Annotated in this window: 17 protein-coding genes and 1 pseudogene; 7 read left to right on the top strand and 11 right to left on the bottom strand. The window is 64.1% G+C overall.

Annotated features, from left to right (window positions below; translation table 11 throughout):
• Positions 1-30: 30 nt before the first annotated feature.
• The 6 genes from rpsU to HK436_RS22425 all read left to right on the top strand — a co-directional run bounded on the left by rpsU (position 31) and on the right by HK436_RS22425 (position 4,766).
• Positions 31-264, top strand: a complete 234-nt coding sequence (gene rpsU, locus HK436_RS22400) for a 30S ribosomal protein S21 (RefSeq protein ID WP_173193307.1) — start codon at positions 31-33, stop codon at positions 262-264.
• 132 nt (positions 265-396) lie between these two features.
• The gene (locus HK436_RS22405) at positions 397-1,269 is read left to right on the top strand and encodes a tetratricopeptide repeat protein (RefSeq protein WP_376769189.1); all 873 of its coding nucleotides are present in this window, start codon (positions 397-399) and stop codon (positions 1,267-1,269) included.
• Positions 1,270-1,382: 113 nt separating this feature from the next.
• Complete coding sequence (locus tag HK436_RS22410; RefSeq protein ID WP_173193311.1) at positions 1,383-1,970, top strand: NAD(P)H-dependent oxidoreductase; 588 nt, start codon at positions 1,383-1,385, stop codon at positions 1,968-1,970.
• Positions 1,971-2,056: 86 nt separating this feature from the next.
• Positions 2,057-2,704, top strand: a complete 648-nt coding sequence (locus tag HK436_RS22415) for a helix-turn-helix transcriptional regulator (RefSeq protein WP_173193313.1) — start codon at positions 2,057-2,059, stop codon at positions 2,702-2,704.
• Positions 2,701-4,134, top strand: coding sequence for an MFS transporter (locus HK436_RS22420; RefSeq protein ID WP_173193315.1), 1,434 nt, complete (start codon positions 2,701-2,703; stop codon positions 4,132-4,134). Before HK436_RS22415 ends, HK436_RS22420 begins: the two co-directional genes overlap by 4 nt.
• Positions 4,135-4,136: 2 nt before the next feature.
• A complete protein-coding gene (locus HK436_RS22425; RefSeq protein ID WP_173193317.1) occupies positions 4,137-4,766 on the top strand; it encodes a LysE family translocator in 630 nt (209 codons plus the stop codon).
• 6 nt (positions 4,767-4,772) lie between these two features.
• Here the strand turns inward: HK436_RS22425 and HK436_RS22430 are convergent, their stop codons facing one another.
• From HK436_RS22430 to HK436_RS22480, 11 genes and pseudogenes are all read right to left on the bottom strand, one after another.
• Complete coding sequence (locus HK436_RS22430; protein WP_173193319.1) at positions 4,773-5,579, bottom strand: ABC transporter permease; 807 nt, start codon at positions 5,577-5,579, stop codon at positions 4,773-4,775.
• Positions 5,576-6,457, bottom strand: a complete 882-nt coding sequence (locus HK436_RS22435) for an ABC transporter permease (RefSeq protein ID WP_173193321.1) — start codon at positions 6,455-6,457, stop codon at positions 5,576-5,578. The genes HK436_RS22430 and HK436_RS22435 overlap by 4 nt, the downstream gene beginning before the upstream one ends.
• Positions 6,450-7,516, bottom strand: a pseudogene (locus HK436_RS22440) (ABC transporter ATP-binding protein). Before HK436_RS22440 ends, HK436_RS22435 begins: the two are co-directional and overlap by 8 nt.
• A 91-nt stretch (positions 7,517-7,607) precedes the next feature.
• Positions 7,608-8,735 (bottom strand): extracellular solute-binding protein, encoded by a 1,128-nt coding sequence (locus HK436_RS22445; RefSeq protein ID WP_173193323.1) that lies wholly within the window; start codon positions 8,733-8,735, stop codon positions 7,608-7,610.
• 247 nt (positions 8,736-8,982) lie between these two features.
• Positions 8,983-10,380: an NAD(P)(+) transhydrogenase (Re/Si-specific) subunit beta gene (locus HK436_RS22450; protein ID WP_173193325.1), complete on the bottom strand. Its 1,398-nt coding sequence runs from the start codon at positions 10,378-10,380 to the stop codon at positions 8,983-8,985.
• Between the two features lie 3 nt (positions 10,381-10,383).
• A complete protein-coding gene (locus tag HK436_RS22455; RefSeq protein ID WP_173193327.1) occupies positions 10,384-10,812 on the bottom strand; it encodes an NAD(P) transhydrogenase subunit alpha part 2 in 429 nt (142 codons plus the stop codon).
• Entirely contained in the window at positions 10,812-12,080 is a 1,269-nt protein-coding gene (locus HK436_RS22460; RefSeq protein ID WP_173193329.1) for a Re/Si-specific NAD(P)(+) transhydrogenase subunit alpha, read from the bottom strand. Before HK436_RS22460 ends, HK436_RS22455 begins: the two co-directional genes overlap by 1 nt.
• A gap of 90 nt (positions 12,081-12,170) precedes the next feature.
• Positions 12,171-12,398 carry an aa3-type cytochrome c oxidase subunit IV gene (locus tag HK436_RS22465; protein WP_173193331.1) on the bottom strand — a complete coding sequence of 76 codons (228 nt, stop codon included), beginning with the start codon at positions 12,396-12,398 and terminating at the stop codon, positions 12,171-12,173.
• An 82-nt stretch (positions 12,399-12,480) separates the two neighbouring features.
• Positions 12,481-13,698, bottom strand: a complete 1,218-nt coding sequence (locus HK436_RS22470) for an MFS transporter (RefSeq protein ID WP_173193333.1) — start codon at positions 13,696-13,698, stop codon at positions 12,481-12,483.
• Positions 13,695-14,237, bottom strand: a complete 543-nt coding sequence (locus HK436_RS22475; protein WP_173193335.1) for an NADPH-dependent FMN reductase — start codon at positions 14,235-14,237, stop codon at positions 13,695-13,697. Before HK436_RS22475 ends, HK436_RS22470 begins: the two co-directional genes overlap by 4 nt.
• Positions 14,238-14,240: 3 nt before the next feature.
• A complete protein-coding gene (locus HK436_RS22480; RefSeq protein ID WP_173193336.1) occupies positions 14,241-14,675 on the bottom strand; it encodes a YybH family protein in 435 nt (144 codons plus the stop codon).
• A gap of 74 nt (positions 14,676-14,749) precedes the next feature.
• Between HK436_RS22480 and soxR the strand changes: the two genes are divergently transcribed.
• Positions 14,750-15,220 (top strand): redox-sensitive transcriptional activator SoxR, encoded by a 471-nt coding sequence (soxR, locus tag HK436_RS22485; RefSeq protein WP_173193338.1) that lies wholly within the window; start codon positions 14,750-14,752, stop codon positions 15,218-15,220.
• Positions 15,221-15,231 lie beyond the last annotated feature (11 nt).

Below are 15,231 nucleotides of genomic sequence, written 5' to 3' on the forward strand. Positions count from 1 at the left end.
ACGCACATCAACCGGAAGACAGGAACGCACGTGCAGGTACTCGTCCGCGACAACAATGTTGACCAGGCGCTCCGCGCTCTCAAGAAGAAGATGCAGCGCGAAGGTATCTTCCGCGAAATGAAGATGCGCGGACATTACGAGAAGCCGTCCGAGAAGCGCGCCCGCGAAAAGGCCGAAGCCGTTCGCCGCGCCCGCAAGCTGGCTCGCAAGCGCGCACAGCGTGAAGGTCTCGTTGCTGGCGGCCGTTCGGCTCCTGCACGCTGATCACGCCAAGTTTTCGTCCTTTTCCGGCGATACCGACTAAGGTGGCGCGATGAGAATCGTCGCCACCTTTTTGATTCCAGCCCGCAGCCATTGCGCGGAACGTCTTCGTCCCCGGCACGTTCCGGTGGGGCGATGAAGCAGGGGGAGCCCAAGATGACAGAAGCTGCAACCTTTCGCGGTCCCGAGGTCAAGCTGACGGTCGCCGCTCTGGTTATGGCCGCCGCACTGTCCCTTGCCGGATGCCAGACCTCGACAGGCCCGCTCGTAGAGGTCTCCGAGGCCGAAGCAGCCCAGGCGTCTACGGAGAATATCTCTTCCCTCTCCGCCGTCATCCAGCGCAGCCCGAACGATCCGGAAGGCTACAATGTGCGCGGCTCGGCCTACGGGCGCGGCGGACGTTATCAGGACGCGCTGAAGGATTTCGAGACAGCGGTCCGTCTCAATCCCAACTTCTACCAGGCCTATTCCAATCGCGCACTGATCTATCGATATATGGGCGACCAGCAGGCTGCGCTGCAGGACTACAACCGGGCACTGCAGATCAACCCAAACTACGATGCTGCCTATATCGGCCGCGGCAACCTCTACCGCCTTGCCGGGCGCGGCAACGAGGCCTTCCAGGACTTCGAGCGCGCCATTCAGCTCGACACCACCGACCCGCGCGCCTACCACAATCGCGGGCTTCTCTATCAGGCGCGCGGCCAGCACGACTTCGCGATCGAGGATTTCGCCAAGGCCATCTCGCTGGCGCCCAACGCCGCCGAACCTTACAACGGCCGTGGCCTGTCCTATCTGGCTCGCAACGACGAAGACAACGCGCTCGCGGATTTCAACACGGCGATCCGTCTCGACAAGACCAACGCCGAGGCCTGGGCCTATCAGGGACTGATCCTCGAACGGCGGGGCGACAACACGCGGGCCGCGCGATCCTATGGCGAGGCAGCGCGGCTGGATCCCAATCTCAAGGCGGCCAAGGACGGCCTCGCCCGCACCAAGGGCGCCTGAGCGACTTCTTCGCAACAAGCCACGTACGCGGGCGAGGATGCGAATTGTCGGCCGCAAGGTAGACCGCGTCTGGATCGCTGGCGCATGGTGCGCTTCGTCAACGAGGCTTGCCAATGAACTGCCTGATCGTCCGCGCTCATCCGCTTGAGGAAAATCTCACCCGCCGGTTCTCCGATTTCGCGTCGAACAGGCTGGAAGCAGCCGGGCACGAGGTCTCGCTTGTCGACCTTTACGCCGAGGATTTCGATCCGCGCCTGACGGCCGCCGAGCGTGCCTCATATTATGCCGACCGGTATGATCGGTCAGGCATGGAGCGCCATATCGCGGCACTCGGCGCAGCCGAAATGCTGGTGCTCGCCTTTCCGACCTGGTGGTTCGGACCACCGGCGATCATGAAGGGCTGGCTCGACCGTGTCATGGCGCCAGGTATCGCCTTTGACCATGGTCGCGATTTCGGGCCGATCGTGCCGAAGCTTCCCGGCCTCAAACAGGTGATCGCCATCACCACGCTCGGCTCGCCATGGTGGGTCGACCGGTTGGTGTTGCGGCGACCGGTGCGCCGTGTCCTCAAGACTGCCGTCTTCGGCGGCTGCGCACCCAATGCACGCTTCACCTATCTGCCTTTCTATCAGGCCGAGACAGCGACGGACGACAGGATTGCCCGTTTCGAGAAGCGTATCGCCCGAGCGATCGGAAGCTGAAGCTCCCGGTTTTGGCCCAAGGCTTGTTTCTAGGCTGGCCGGCACAATCAATATAGAAACCTTTTGGTTTTTATATTGAGGTCAGCATGCAGACGCCAGCTACCAGCGCGGATCGGATCCTGCGCTTCCTCAAGTTCCGGGGACCGCAGACCGCGGAAACGCTCGCGCGCCATCTCGGCATAACCGTTCCGGGCACCCGCAAACATCTCGGCGCTTTGCTTGATGAGGGTCTCGTGCAGCATTTCGACGAGGCGGGGTCGGTCGGCCGCCCACGACGTTACTGGCAACTGACCGAGAAGGCGCAGGCCCGCTTTCCAGACGCTCACGCAGCGCTGACCGTGGAAATGATCGCCTCGATCCGCGCTGTCTTCGGTAACGACGGTCTCGACCGCCTGATCGGTGAACGTGAGCGCCAGACACTGGCCCGCTACCGCACCGCGCTTGCCGGGATTGATGAGTTCGCCGCGCGGGTCGAGTGCCTCACCCGGCTTCGCAGCGAGGAAGGCTACATGGCCGAAACCATCAAGCTCGACGATGGCGCGCTGCTGCTCGTGGAAAATCACTGCCCGATCTGCGCGGCAGCGCGAACCTGCCAGAACTTCTGCCGGTCCGAACTCGATGTCTTCGCGGCAGCCCTGGGTCCCGACGTGGTGATCGAGCGCGGCGAACACCTGCTTTCCGGCAGTCGCCGGTGCACCTACCGTATCGTACCGGTCAAGGAGTTCGCGGCATGAGCCATACGCAAGAGCTGCGTCCTGACTGGCGTGACCTGTGGGCGAGCGGTGACCTTGGCCGCTTCTGCTTCATCTCGCTCGGCATCGTCCTGCATGCCTCCAACGAGACGATGATCGCCACCATCATGCCGAGCATGATCTCCGACATATCCGGTGTCGAACTCGTCGGCTGGTCTCTCTCCATCTACGAGATTGGCTCCATCACCGCAGGGGCCGCCGCCGGGCGGCTGGTCAGCTACATGGCGCTGCGCACCAACATGGTCGTCGCCGCCCTGCTTTATGCAGCCGGCGCCGCGCTCTGCGCCACCGCGCCCGACATGCACTGGTTTCTCGCCGGCCGGTTGCTCGAAGGCTTTGGCGGCGGCGCGCTCGTATCGCTGTCCTATGTGTCGATCGAGAGGGTGTTCCCGCGCCTGATCTGGCCGCAGCTCTTCGCCATCATCTCGGTTGTCTGGGGCGTGTCGGCCTTCGGCGGCCCCTTGGTCGGCGCGCTTTTTGCAGAAACCGCCTCGTGGCGCTGGGCGTTCGGCGCGTTTGCCATCGCCGGAGCCGGCATGGCGCTGGTCAGCCTCGGAGTGCTGCGCGGGCCGCAGGCCACACAGCGCAAGACCAGCCCCGAAGGCGTGCCGCCCTTCCCCTGGTTGCCGCTCCTGGTGATGGCGGCAGCGATCATGGCGATCGCCCTCGCGGGCGTCCGCAACGACCTCGCCAGCGCCGTCATACTGCTTGCGGTCGGCGCTGTCGGCCTTGCCGCGTTCTTCCTGCTCGACGCCAGGAAACCACGTTCGCGGCTGTTCCCGACGCGGCCGCTCGACATGCGCACGCAGGTCGGCAACGGCATCGTCATGATGGCGGCATTGTCGGCCGGCACCATAAGCTTCTCGATTTACGGCCCGCTGATACTCACCAGCCTGCATGGTATATCGATCCTGACCACCGGATACATCATCGCGGCGGAATCGATTGCCTGGTCGGTCATGTCCATCCTCGTCGCCAAGGCGCAGCCGCAGCACGAGCGCGCGATCATTCTTGCCGGCGCTCTGATGATTTTCGGCGGCATGGCCGGCTTCGTCTTCGCCGTTCCTGGTGGCTCGATACCGTTGATACTCGCCTGCGCGGTGCTGCAGGGCGGTGGCTTCGGCATTGCCTGGCCGTTCGTCACCCGTCTCATCGTTTCCTCCGCGCGTGAGGAGGAACGAACCGTCACGTCGTCGGCCGTGCCAACCATGCAGAGGATCGGCTACGCCGCCGGCGCGGCATTGGCCGGCATCGTCGCCAATGCGGCTGGATTCTCCGAAGGTCTTTCGGGTGAAACAGCGGCAAGCGTGGCCCAATGGCTGTTCCTTGCATTCCTGCCCTTCGGCGTGCTGGGTTCCGTCGCGGCGCTACGGCTGATGAACGGCGAGCGCAAGCGCACCACGATGGAATAGCCATGCCCGAGACGACAAACCTGATCGCTTTCGCCCTCATCGCGCTCGGCATGGTGCTGACGCCCGGCCCCAACATGATCTACCTGATATCCCGGTCTATCAGCCAGGGTGCCGTCGCCGGCCTGATCTCGCTGGGCGGCGTGGCGCTCGGTTTCGTCTTCTACATGCTCGCCGCCGTCTTCGGCATAACCGCGCTGGTGATGGCGGTGCCCTTTGCCTACGATTTGCTTCGCTTTGCAGGCGCGGCCTATCTGCTGTGGCTTGCGTGGCAGGCCGTGCGGCCCGGCGGGCGCTCGCCGTTTCAGGTGCGCGAGTTGCCGAAGGACAGCCCGCGCAAGCTGTTCCTGATGGGACTGTTTACCAATCTCCTGAACCCCAAGGCGGCCGTGCTTTACATGTCGCTTCTGCCGCAGTTCATCGATCCTGCAGGCAACGTGCTCACGCAGGCCCTCACCCTCGGCTTCATGCAGATCGCGATCAGCTTCGTGGTCAACGCGATGATCGCCATCGCCGCAGGCGGCATCGCGCTCTTCCTGATGAGGCACCCGTTCTGGCTGGCGCTCCAGCGCTGGTTCATGGGAACCGTCCTGGCCGGCCTCGCCGTCAGCATGGCTATCGAAGCGCGGCGCTAGAACACCCTACGCCGCTTTGCCCGCCCTCGCCTGCCTGCGCCGCGCGATCTCGTAGGCGACGGCGCCCAGAACCGTGATCGCGATCATGATAAGCGCCAGCGCGTTGACGGCTGGCGTCAGTCCGGTCCGCACCTTGGTGGCGATGAACACGGTCAGCGGCGTGTCGAACCCGCGCACGAACAGCGTCGTGTTGTAGTTCTCGACCGACTGGAGCACGGCGAGGAAGGCTGCCGCGATCAGGGCCGGCTTGAGGAACGGCAACAGGATGCGCCGGAACACCATGAATTTCGACGCTCCAAGGCCGAGTGCCGCCTCCTCCTGCGTGCGGTCGAAGCGTTGCAGCCGCGCGGCGACCATCAGCATGACGTAGCAGATGATGAAGCTCGCCTGCGCGACGACGATGAGGAACAACCCGCCCCCGACGCCAAGCTGGCGCCACAGGACCAGCGTGGCGATGCCGATGACGACACCGGGCGTGAGCAGTGGCGAGACCATCACGGCGTAGAGGAAACCGCGTGCCCGCGCGTGCAGGCTGGTCAGCATCAGCGCCGCAGCCGTACCGACCGGCAGCGCGATCAACACAACAAAGAACGCGACCACGATGGACGTCCAGACCGACTGCCACATCGCGCTGTCGGACCAGAGTTCGGAGAACCATTGCAGGGTTGTACCCTGCCACGGCGTGACCGTCGGAAACCGGCTCGCATTGAAGGTCGCAGCCCCCATGATCGCGAGCGGCGCGAACAGATAGACAAAAAACGCGACGAGATAGAAGCCGAACAAGGCGCGCGAGATGCGGTCAGCGGCGCTCATTTCGCGACGTCCGTCAGGTTCACGCGCGCCAGCTTCAGCGTCACCAGCACCACCGCCAGGCAAAGCACGAGCAGCACCAGCGCATAGGCGGCACCGCGGTTCCAGTCGCCGCCCTCGAAGAACCAGTTGTAGATGATTTCGGTGAACCAGCGGCTGCCCGGCGCACCGAGCAGCGCCGGCGCGACATAGGAGCCGGCTGCGAGCATGAAGGTGAAGACGCAGCCGGTAGCGATGCCGGCCTTTGCATGCGGCATCACCACGCGCCAGTGAATGCGCCAGGTCGATGCGCCGAGGTCACGCGCCGCCTCGATCTGCGCCTTTTCAAGGCTTTCGATCGCGTTGTAGATCGGAAACAGCATGAACAGGATATAGGCGTAGATCATGCCCGCCAGCACGCCGCCATTGCCGTAATATCGCATCGGCTCGTCGATGACGCCGACACCGAGCAGCAGCGCATTGAGCGGCCCGCGGAAGGCGAGCAGGATGTACCAGGCGAGCGTGCGCAGCACCTCGTTGATCCAGAACGGGATCGTCAGAGCAAGGAGCGCGATGGCCGTCTGGCTGGGCGTCGCGTGCTGCGCCAGCCAGAAGGCGAGCGGATAGCAGACCACGAATGTCGCGAACGCCACGAAGGCGCTCGCCCAGATCGTCTTGAAGAAGATCGAGCGGTGGACTGCCTCGTTGGCGAGATAAAGCACGTTGTCGAGCGAATAGACGTCGTTCGGTCCGCCGATCTGGGAAGGCGGCAGGTTCGGTCGCAATGCGTAGTCGACCATCATGATGTTGGGCGCGAGCACCATGCCCGCAATCCACAACAGCACCAGGGCCAGGAAGGTGGTGGCAAGCCCGCCGCCGAAGCGCTTGTAGAGCTCACCCATCGGCAAGCACCACGGCATGGCGCTGGTCGAACGCGAAGGAGGCGCGAGAGCCGATGGCAGGCGCGCTCGAAAGATCTGTGCTGGAGATCGAGGCGACGAGTTCCGACCCGTCGTCGAGGCGGCCATGGGCGAGCGCGAACGCGCCCTCGAAATCGATCCGCTCCACGGTGGCATTCAACGTGTTGTCGCCGCCCTTGCCTGTCGTGAGCGCCTCCGGCCGCACGTAGAGCCGAGCGGCATGTCCCTGCGCTACGTCCGGCCCTGCCCGGCCGCGCATGACGCCGAGCTTCGTTTCGATGGACGCGATACCCGCTTCAATCGCCGCGATCTTGCCGGAAAAAGCATTGGTTTCGCCGACGAAGGCCGCCACGAACGGCGTCGCCGGGTTGTCGTAGAGTTCGCGCGGCGCGCCCACCTGTTGCAGCACGCCGGCACTCATCACCGCGATGCGATCGGACATCGCAAGCGCCTCAGACTGGTCGTGCGTGATGTAGATGAAGGTGACGCCGGTGCGCTTCTGCAACGCGCGCAGCTCGGCACGCATGTGCTGGCGCAACTTCAGGTCCAGCGCCGACAGCGGTTCGTCGAGCAGCAGCACCTGCGGTTCGACCGCGAGCGCGCGGGCAATCGCCACGCGCTGGCGCTGGCCGCCGGAAAGCTCGCCCGGCATGCGGTCGCCGTAGCCTTCCAGCGCGATCAGTGTCAGCAGTTCGTCGGCCCGCTTGCGCCGCTCGGCCTTTGAGGCCCCCGCGCTTCCAGCCCGAAGGCGATGTTTTCCCAGACCGGCATAAGCGGAAACAGTGCCAGCGACTGAAAGATCATCGCCGTCGGCCGCTGGTCCGGGCCAAGCCCCGCCATGTCGCGCCCGCCGATGACGATCCGGCCCTCGGTCGGGTTCAGGAAGCCGGCTATCATCCGCAGGATGGTGGTCTTGCCGCATCCCGAGGGCCCGAGGATGGAAAAGAACTCGCCACTCTCCACCGTAAACGAGACGCCGCCCACGGCCCGCGTCGTGCCAAAGGTCATGCCGATGTCGTGAAGTTCAACCGAATGCGACATGCCGCCCCTTCTTCAATCCGGTATTCCAGCCATGCCGCGCACGGGCGCCGGTGCATCGGGAGCCGCCAGTCGGCGGCTCCCGAATAATGGATCAGGCCGAGAGGAAGCGGTCCTGATATTCGTTGCGCTTGGTGACGTACCAGCTCTCCTGGATCGGCCACCACCACAGCTTGTCGAGCGCGTCGCCCGGATAGGCTGCGGCGAAGAACGCCTTGGCTTCGTCGGACAACAGGTCGGCAGCGCCCACTGCGGTCGAGTTGATCGACGTGGCATTGGAGTACATCGCGCCTGCTTCCGGCGTCAGGAACCAGTTGATGAAGGCATAGGCCTGGTCGATGTTTTCCGCGCCTGAAGGGATCGAGACGCCTTCCATCCACGCCAGTGCGCCTTCCTTCGGCGCGATGAAACCGACCGGCAGGCCTTCCTTGGCAAGTGCCGCACCGGTCGAATCCCAAGTCTGGCCGATCGCCGCGCCGTTGACGCGGAACGCGCCCTGCGCCTCGTTCTCGTTCGACCAGAACTGCACGATGTTGCCCTTGCGGGCGATCGCCTCGGCGAGGATCACGTCGAAGATTTCGACCTGAGCTTCCGGGCTGGCAAAGGCGTCGAGCAGCGGGCGCGGCAGCTTGCCTTCCGCTTCGAGCCAGAGACCGAGACCGACGAGGCTTGAATGGCCGCGGACAGTGGCCTTGCCTGCCATCTCTTCCTTCCAGATGTCGCCGTAGGATGCGGTGCCGTATTCCAGCGGAGCCTGTTCCTTGTCGAAGGCGAGCGCCTCCGTGCCCCAGTCAGTCGGCACCTGATAGCGCTTGCCGTCGACCACCGCGCCGAACTTGGCGGAATTTTCCCAGGCGCTCGGCAGGCACTTTGCGACTTCGATCTTCGCCTCGTCGAGCGGCTGGATCAGCTCGAATTCGACGTAGTTCGGCACGCGGTCAACGGTCGGCCAGATGATGTCGAAGCCGGCGCCGTTGTTGGCGCGGAGCTGGTTCAGCAGCTCGTCATTGGTGCCGTAGGGCGTGTAGTTGGCCTTGATGCCGGTGGACTTCTCGAACGCGGCCAGCATCTCGTCGTTGAGGTAGCCTGCCCAGGCAAAGACGTTGACTGAGCCGGATGACCCTTGCGCGAAGCCCTTGCGGGACACGAAGGGGGCTGCGAGCGAAAGCCCCGCCACGCTTGCGGCGCCCTTGAGTAGCGTGCGTCTTTGGAACATTGCCATGAAAGTTCTCCCTGTCAGGTTGCGTATTGCACGCGTTTATTTTCGCTATGATACAGTTCGATGACGATCCTGCAATTGACTCGATAGGCTGATGGCCGCACGGACCAGCCGGCTAACTGATTACCTGCGCATTTTCAGTGACGTGTTCCGCCCTGGCGACAAGCCGACGCGACAAATTGGCTTCGGGAAGTGACAAAAAACCCGGCGCTTCCGCCGGGTTTTTCATATTCGGAAAGGAGCGTGGGCCTTAGTGGTCCATCGCCTTGACGATCTCTTCCGTCATCTTCTTGGCGTCGCCCAGCAGCATCATCGTGCCGTCCTTATAGAACAGCGTGTTGTCGATGCCGGCGTAGCCGGACCCCAGCGAGCGCTTGACGAACAGGCAAGTGCGCGCCTTGTCCACGTCGAGGATCGGCATGCCGTAGATCGGGCTCGACTTGTCGTCGCGCGCGGACGGGTTGGTCACGTCGTTGGCGCCAATCACATAGGCGACGTCGGCCTGCGCGAACTCGGAGTTGATGTCCTCCAGTTCGAACACCTCGTCATAGGGCACATTGGCTTCGGCCAGCAGCACGTTCATGTGGCCGGGCATGCGGCCGGCGACCGGATGGATCGCGTATTTCACCTCGACGCCGGCGGCCTTGAGCTTGTCGGCCATTTCGCGCAACGCGTGCTGGGCCTGCGCAACCGCCATGCCATAGCCGGGCACGATGATGACCTTCTGCGCGTTCATCATCAGATAGGCCGCGTCATCGGCCGAACCCTGCTTCACCGTGCGTTCGATGCCGTCGTCGGCTGCCGCGGCCGTCTCGCCGCCGAAACCGCCGAGGATGACGGAGATGAACGAGCGGTTCATGCCCTTGCACATGATGTAGCTGAGGATCGCGCCCGAGGAGCCGACGAGCGCGCCGGTGATGATGAGCGCGAGATTGCCGAGCGTGAAGCCGAGGGCTGCGGCGGCCCAGCCCGAATAGGAATTCAGCATCGATACGACGACTGGCATATCCGCGCCACCGATCGGAATGATGAGCAGTATGCCGAGCAGCAGCGACAGAAGCACGATCAGCCAGAACACCGTCGTCGACTGCGTGGTCACCATCATGATGACCAGCACCACCAGCGCGATGCCGATGCCGGCATTGATCACGTGGCGCATGGGCAGCAGGATCGGCTTGCCCGACATACGGCCGTCAAGCTTCAGGAAGGCGATGACCGAGCCGGTGAAGGTGACGGCACCGATGGCAACGCCCAGGCTCATTTCGATGATGGCCTGCGTGTGGATAGCTCCGACCATGCCGATACCGAAGCTTTCCGGCGCATAAACGGCGGCGGCCGCGACGAGAACCGCCGCGAGACCGACCAGCGAGTGAAAGGCAGCAACGAGCTGCGGCATCGAGGTCATGGGAATGCGACGTGCGATCACCGCGCCGGCGCCGCCGCCGATTGCAAGACCGGCGAGGATCAGCGCGAACCCGGATGGCGACGGAATCGCAAGCGCCAGAGTCGTGAGCACGGCAATGGTCATGCCGATCATGCCGTAGACATTGCCCTGGCGGCTGGTCGTCGGATGGGACAGGCCGCGCAGCGCCATGATGAACAGCACACCGGAGATGAGGTAGAGGAAGGAGGCGAGGTTTTCGCTCATCTGTCAGGCCTCACTTTCTTTTTTCTTGTACATCGCCAGCATGCGCTGGGTGACGAGGAAGCCGCCGAAGATGTTCACCGACGCAAGGATGACGGCGATGAAGCCGAAGCCCATCGCCGCGCCTGACACCGAAATGCCGACGGCCAGCAGTGCGCCCACGATGATGACGGAGGAGATCGCGTTGGTCACGGCCATCAGCGGCGTGTGCAGCGCCGGCGTCACCGACCAGACGACGTAGTAGCCGACGAAGATCGCCAGCACGAAGATCGCGAAGCGGAAGATGAAGGGGTCGACGCCGGTTGCCGCGTGGGCGCCGGCTGCGATCGCGTCGGCTGCCTGCGCTGCCTTCTCGTCCTGAAAGGCCAGGCGCACAGCGGCGGCAGCCTGCTCGAGCTGCTCGATGGCGCGTTCCAGAGTACCGTTCTGTTCCATCACGCACCTCCCTTGGTTTTGGGTGCCGCGGGTTTGCGGGCTGGAGCCTTGCGGGGCGCAGCAGCCTTCTTGGGCGCTGCAGCCTTTTTCGCTGGCGCGGCTGCCTTCGCAGTCGCTTCGGCCCCTGCCGCTTCCGCCTTGGCGAAGTTCGCGTGCACCACCTTGCCGCCATGCGTCAGCAGCGTTGCCTTGACCAGTTCGTCATCCGGGTTGACGACCACCGCCTTCTTTTCCTTGTCGATCATCGTCTCGAGGAAAGCGAAGAGGTTCTTGGCGTAGAGCAGCGACGACGATGCTGCGACACGGCCGGGCACGTTCAGATGACCGATGATCTTGACGCCGTTGGCGGTCGTGACGACCTTGCCCGGCACTGAGCCCTCGACGTTGCCGCCGCGCTCGACAGCGAGGTCGACGATCACGGAACCCGGCTTCATCGAGGCGACCATCGCCGCCGAGATCAGCTTCGGCGCGGGACGGCCGGGGATCAGCGCGGTGGTGATGACGATATCCTGCTTGGAAATGTGGTCGGCGGTCAACGCGGCCTGCTTGGCCTGGTATTCCTTCGACATTTCCTTGGCATAGCCGCCGGCGGTTTCCGCAGCCTTGAACTCCTCGTCCTCAACGGCAAGAAATTTTGCGCCAAGCGATGCGACCTGCTCCTTGGCGGCTGGCCGCACGTCGGTCGCCGTCACCACACCGCCGAGCCGCCTCGCAGTCGCGATCGCCTGCAAACCAGCCACGCCAACGCCCATGACGAAGATCTTGGCAGCGGGCACCGTGCCGGCAGCGGTCATCATCATCGGCAGCGCGCGGTCATATTCCGCAGCCGCGTCGATGACGGCCTGATAGCCGGCGAGGTTCGCCTGCGACGACAAGACGTCCATCGATTGCGCACGCGTGATGCGGGGCATGAATTCCATGGCGAAAGCGGAGATGCCGGCTTTGGCCATCGCCGCGACAGCCGCATCGTTGCCGTAGGGGTCCATCGACGCGAGCACGACCGCGCCCGATTTGTAGCTCTTCAGCTCGGAATCTGTCGGTCGGCGCACCTTGAGCACCACGTCGGCCTTGCCCGCATCCGAAGACTTGCCGATGGAACCACCGGCGGCAACGAAATCGGCATCGGGTATGCGCGAGCCTGCCCCGGCGTCCTTTTCGACGACGACGTTAAAGCCCAGCCCGGACAGCCGTTTCACCGTATCCGGCGATGCCGCAACCCTCGCTTCCGTTGCGTCAACCTCTTTCGGCACGAATATCGTCTGTCCCACCGGCAAATCCTTTCGGTTGGAACCTCATCCCCGACACGCGACAGTCCCCCGCGGAACTGCCGAAAGCAACCCCCGACAGCGGTTGCGCGACTAGCGCAGCAGGAATGCGCCGACGGCGCTGATCAGGATAAAGAGGATCGTTGCTGAGAAGAAGCCGGCGCTCGTGAAGAAGCCGAACGCCATCGCGATGAGAAGCGCGACCGTGAGGAGCGACACGTATTTCGTGATACCGAGGAACAGAGAGTAGGTCTTCTCGTGTTCGGAATAGTCCATCTCGGCGCCCATTTCGACCGGACCGGTCGGTGTGTTGTCTGCCATCGCAGGAATCCCTCCGGAAATGCTATCGAGCGCTGATACCTAAATCAGCGCTCGAGGGCAATGGGAGGAATGTCGCGGCACCCTATGTGGACCGCCACGCTACCGCGCTGACGAAAGCGACAACAGCAACGAGGCAAAGCAGCAGCCCGCCCAGCAGAAAGGTCGGCGGATAGCCATAGGCGTCGACGAGGGGCTGACTTGCCACCGGCGACAGGAACTGGCCGAGAAAGATGCTCGACACCAGGCCTCCCGATAGCCGCCCTCTCAAATGCGCCGGCGCCGCAGCCAGCAGCGTCGTGCTTAGGTTCGGCATCACCAGACCGAAGCCGACGCCGGAGAAGACCATCGCGGCCACGAGCAGCCCCAGGTTGGGCGCAATCCCCTGCAGCAGCATACCGAGCCCCATGATCGCGAAGCCGGTGCCGAACAGCACCCAGGGCGACAGCCGCTGCCGCAGGCGTCCGAACGCGAGCGATCCCGGCAGCACGCCCAGCGTCGAGGCGCCGAAGGCCAGTGCGATCGTCGTCGGTGTGCCGTTGTAGGCTTCCGCGATCAGGAAGGGCGACTGGGTGGGCAGGATCATGTAGAGGAGCGGGCAAAGCAGCGCGAGCGCGTAGACCGCCATCACGACGCTCATGCTGGCCGGCTCACTGCCAGGCATGGCGCCCGCCGCCTGCGTATCCAGGCGGGGACGGTTTGGAACGAACAGCCAGAAGGCCAGCACCAGCGGCGCGGCAGCAAGGTAGATCAGGAACGCACCACGCCAGTCCATCTCGGCAAACACCCCGGCCATGAGGATCATGCTGAGTGCGACCACCGAGTTTGCGCCGACCTGTCGGCTCATGATCGCGCCCCGCGCCTGCGGCTCGAACATGTCGCCGATCAGCGACGTAAATCCCGCCATGAGGAACGCCACCGATAGGCCGAGCCCGGCGCGGGTCGCGAGCAACACCTCGAGACTGTCGGCGGTCGAGCCGGCAGCACCGAAGACGACGAAGGCGACAAGCGACCAGAACACGACAGGCCACCGTTCGAGCCTGTCGAGAACGTAGCCGGCGAGCGGTGCGGCTATCGCGATGACAAGAGCCGGCAACGTTACGATCAGCCGCACGAGATAGGCCGCGCCGGGCTGCCCGGCGAAATGCGCCTCGATTGCGGGCAGTGCGGGTGCGACGACCGCAGTCGCCATCACCACGAGCGAACCGACCAGCACCAACGTGGCCTGCGCCGCCCGGCCGGGCGCGGAAGGTGCAGGAACCGCTGCCGCCGCCACGTTCTCAATCTTGGTGAGCGCGTTCATGTCGCTTCTCCGAACTGCATTACGTTGCGGGCCTTGGACAGCGCCTCCGCCCACCAGTGAAGGCGCGAAAGCAGCGTTGCCACCGAGCGCTCGGCATCCGCCGGCTCCCGCAGCATTCCGTCGGGGCCAAAGCGTTTCCATGCGCCCGCGAAACTGACTGTGTCGCGAATGCCCACGGTGTGAAGCTCGGCAAAGACGCCGCGCAGATGCTCCACGGCCCGCAGACCGCCGGAAATGCCGCCATATGAGACGAAAGCGACAGGCTTTGCGTGCCACTCCACGCCGTAGGAATCGACCAGCGCCTTCAGCGGCGCCGGAAATGAATGGTTGTATTCCGGCGTCACCACCAGAAACGCATCGGCAGCGCTGAGCTGCTTGCCGACCGCGTCATATGTCTCGGCCCTGGCCGGATCGATCCTGATGATATCGTAGCGTCCATCGGCCTCGATCTGCTTTGCGGCCCAGGCAACCACGGCATCGCACAGCCTGCCCTCACGCGTGCTGCCGTAGATGATCGCGAGTTTTGTCCTCTCCGTCATCGGTCAGGCTCCTTCCGGGCTGAGGATCAGCGTGTTCTGGCCGGCGACGATCTTCCAACCGTCTGCTTCGCGAGCGATGACGTAGATCGGCGTCGCGCCTGGCTCGGGCAGCTCGCGGCCGCTGGCATCCGTCGGCACCTGTAATAGATTGACCACGCCGACATCGGTGCGCACGGGCACCACGTCAATGATCTCATAGCGCGCAAAATTGCTCCGGTTGCGCGTCATCATGGCGCGCGCCAGCTTTTCGATTTCCTGCCGGCCTCGCACCCGCACGCCGAGAGCGTTCGTCCACGACGCGTCGTCGGCAAGATTGCGGGCCAGCGCCGTCGCGTCCTTAGCGTTGAAGGCCTCCTGCATCGCATTCACCAGCGCATGCGCTGCGGCCTTAAGCTCCAGGCTGGGCTCGTGGACATATTTCTGGATTGCCGTCGCCATCGTCTCTCTCCTTGGTTTGCAATGGAACAGCCTCCCTGCTACAACCTCAACAATAGTTTAGGTCAACAGCTAATATGGAAAAAGATCAAACCCCGCCGAAACCCCGCCCCTTTCCGCGTGACCTGAGTGTCGGCGAGGTTGCGGCACGCAGCGGCGTGGCTGTTTCTGCGCTGCATTTCTACGAGAGGCAGGGGCTTATTCGAAGCTGGCGGAGCCAGGGCAACCAGCGACGCTACCCGCGCGAGGTGTTGCGTCGCGTGGCCGTCATCAAGGTCGCCCAACGCACCGGCATTCCGCTGGCATCGATCAAGCAGGCGCTCGCTGCTTTGCCCAACGAGCGCACACCGACGGTCGACGACTGGAAGCGCCTGTCGGAGGGCTGGCGCGAAGAACTCAACGAACGCATCCTGAAACTGACGCAGTTGCGCGACCGCCTTACAGGCTGCATCGGCTGCGGATGCCTTTCCGTGCGCGAGTGCCCGTTGCGCAATCCCTACGACGAACTCGGCCGCGAAGGGCCGGGCGCGCGGCTGCTCGAAGACTGAACGGCACCACC

The sequence above is a fragment of the Neoaquamicrobium sediminum genome (genome assembly GCF_013240295.1).
Classification (GTDB): domain Bacteria; phylum Pseudomonadota; class Alphaproteobacteria; order Rhizobiales; family Rhizobiaceae; genus Aerobium; species Aerobium sediminum.

Coding starts and splice junctions, on each gene's coding strand:
- HK436_RS22450 (WP_173193325.1), bottom strand. CDS start 10,380: ATGAGCGAAAACCTCGCCTCCTTCCTCTACCTCATCTCCGGTGTGCTG.
- HK436_RS22475 (WP_173193335.1), bottom strand. CDS start 14,237: ATGACGGAGAGGACAAAACTCGCGATCATCTACGGCAGCACGCGTGAG.
- HK436_RS22425 (WP_173193317.1), top strand. CDS start 4,137: ATGCCCGAGACGACAAACCTGATCGCTTTCGCCCTCATCGCGCTCGGC.
- HK436_RS22405 (WP_376769189.1), top strand. CDS start 397: ATGAAGCAGGGGGAGCCCAAGATGACAGAAGCTGCAACCTTTCGCGGT.
- HK436_RS22430 (WP_173193319.1), bottom strand. CDS start 5,579: ATGAGCGCCGCTGACCGCATCTCGCGCGCCTTGTTCGGCTTCTATCTC.
- HK436_RS22470 (WP_173193333.1), bottom strand. CDS start 13,698: ATGAACGCGCTCACCAAGATTGAGAACGTGGCGGCGGCAGCGGTTCCT.
- HK436_RS22420 (WP_173193315.1), top strand. CDS start 2,701: ATGAGCCATACGCAAGAGCTGCGTCCTGACTGGCGTGACCTGTGGGCG.
- soxR (WP_173193338.1), top strand. CDS start 14,750: ATGGAAAAAGATCAAACCCCGCCGAAACCCCGCCCCTTTCCGCGTGAC.
- HK436_RS22455 (WP_173193327.1), bottom strand. CDS start 10,812: ATGGAACAGAACGGTACTCTGGAACGCGCCATCGAGCAGCTCGAGCAG.
- HK436_RS22415 (WP_173193313.1), top strand. CDS start 2,057: ATGCAGACGCCAGCTACCAGCGCGGATCGGATCCTGCGCTTCCTCAAG.
- HK436_RS22445 (WP_173193323.1), bottom strand. CDS start 8,735: ATGGCAATGTTCCAAAGACGCACGCTACTCAAGGGCGCCGCAAGCGTG.
- HK436_RS22435 (WP_173193321.1), bottom strand. CDS start 6,457: ATGGGTGAGCTCTACAAGCGCTTCGGCGGCGGGCTTGCCACCACCTTC.
- HK436_RS22480 (WP_173193336.1), bottom strand. CDS start 14,675: ATGGCGACGGCAATCCAGAAATATGTCCACGAGCCCAGCCTGGAGCTT.
- HK436_RS22410 (WP_173193311.1), top strand. CDS start 1,383: ATGAACTGCCTGATCGTCCGCGCTCATCCGCTTGAGGAAAATCTCACC.
- HK436_RS22465 (WP_173193331.1), bottom strand. CDS start 12,398: ATGGCAGACAACACACCGACCGGTCCGGTCGAAATGGGCGCCGAGATG.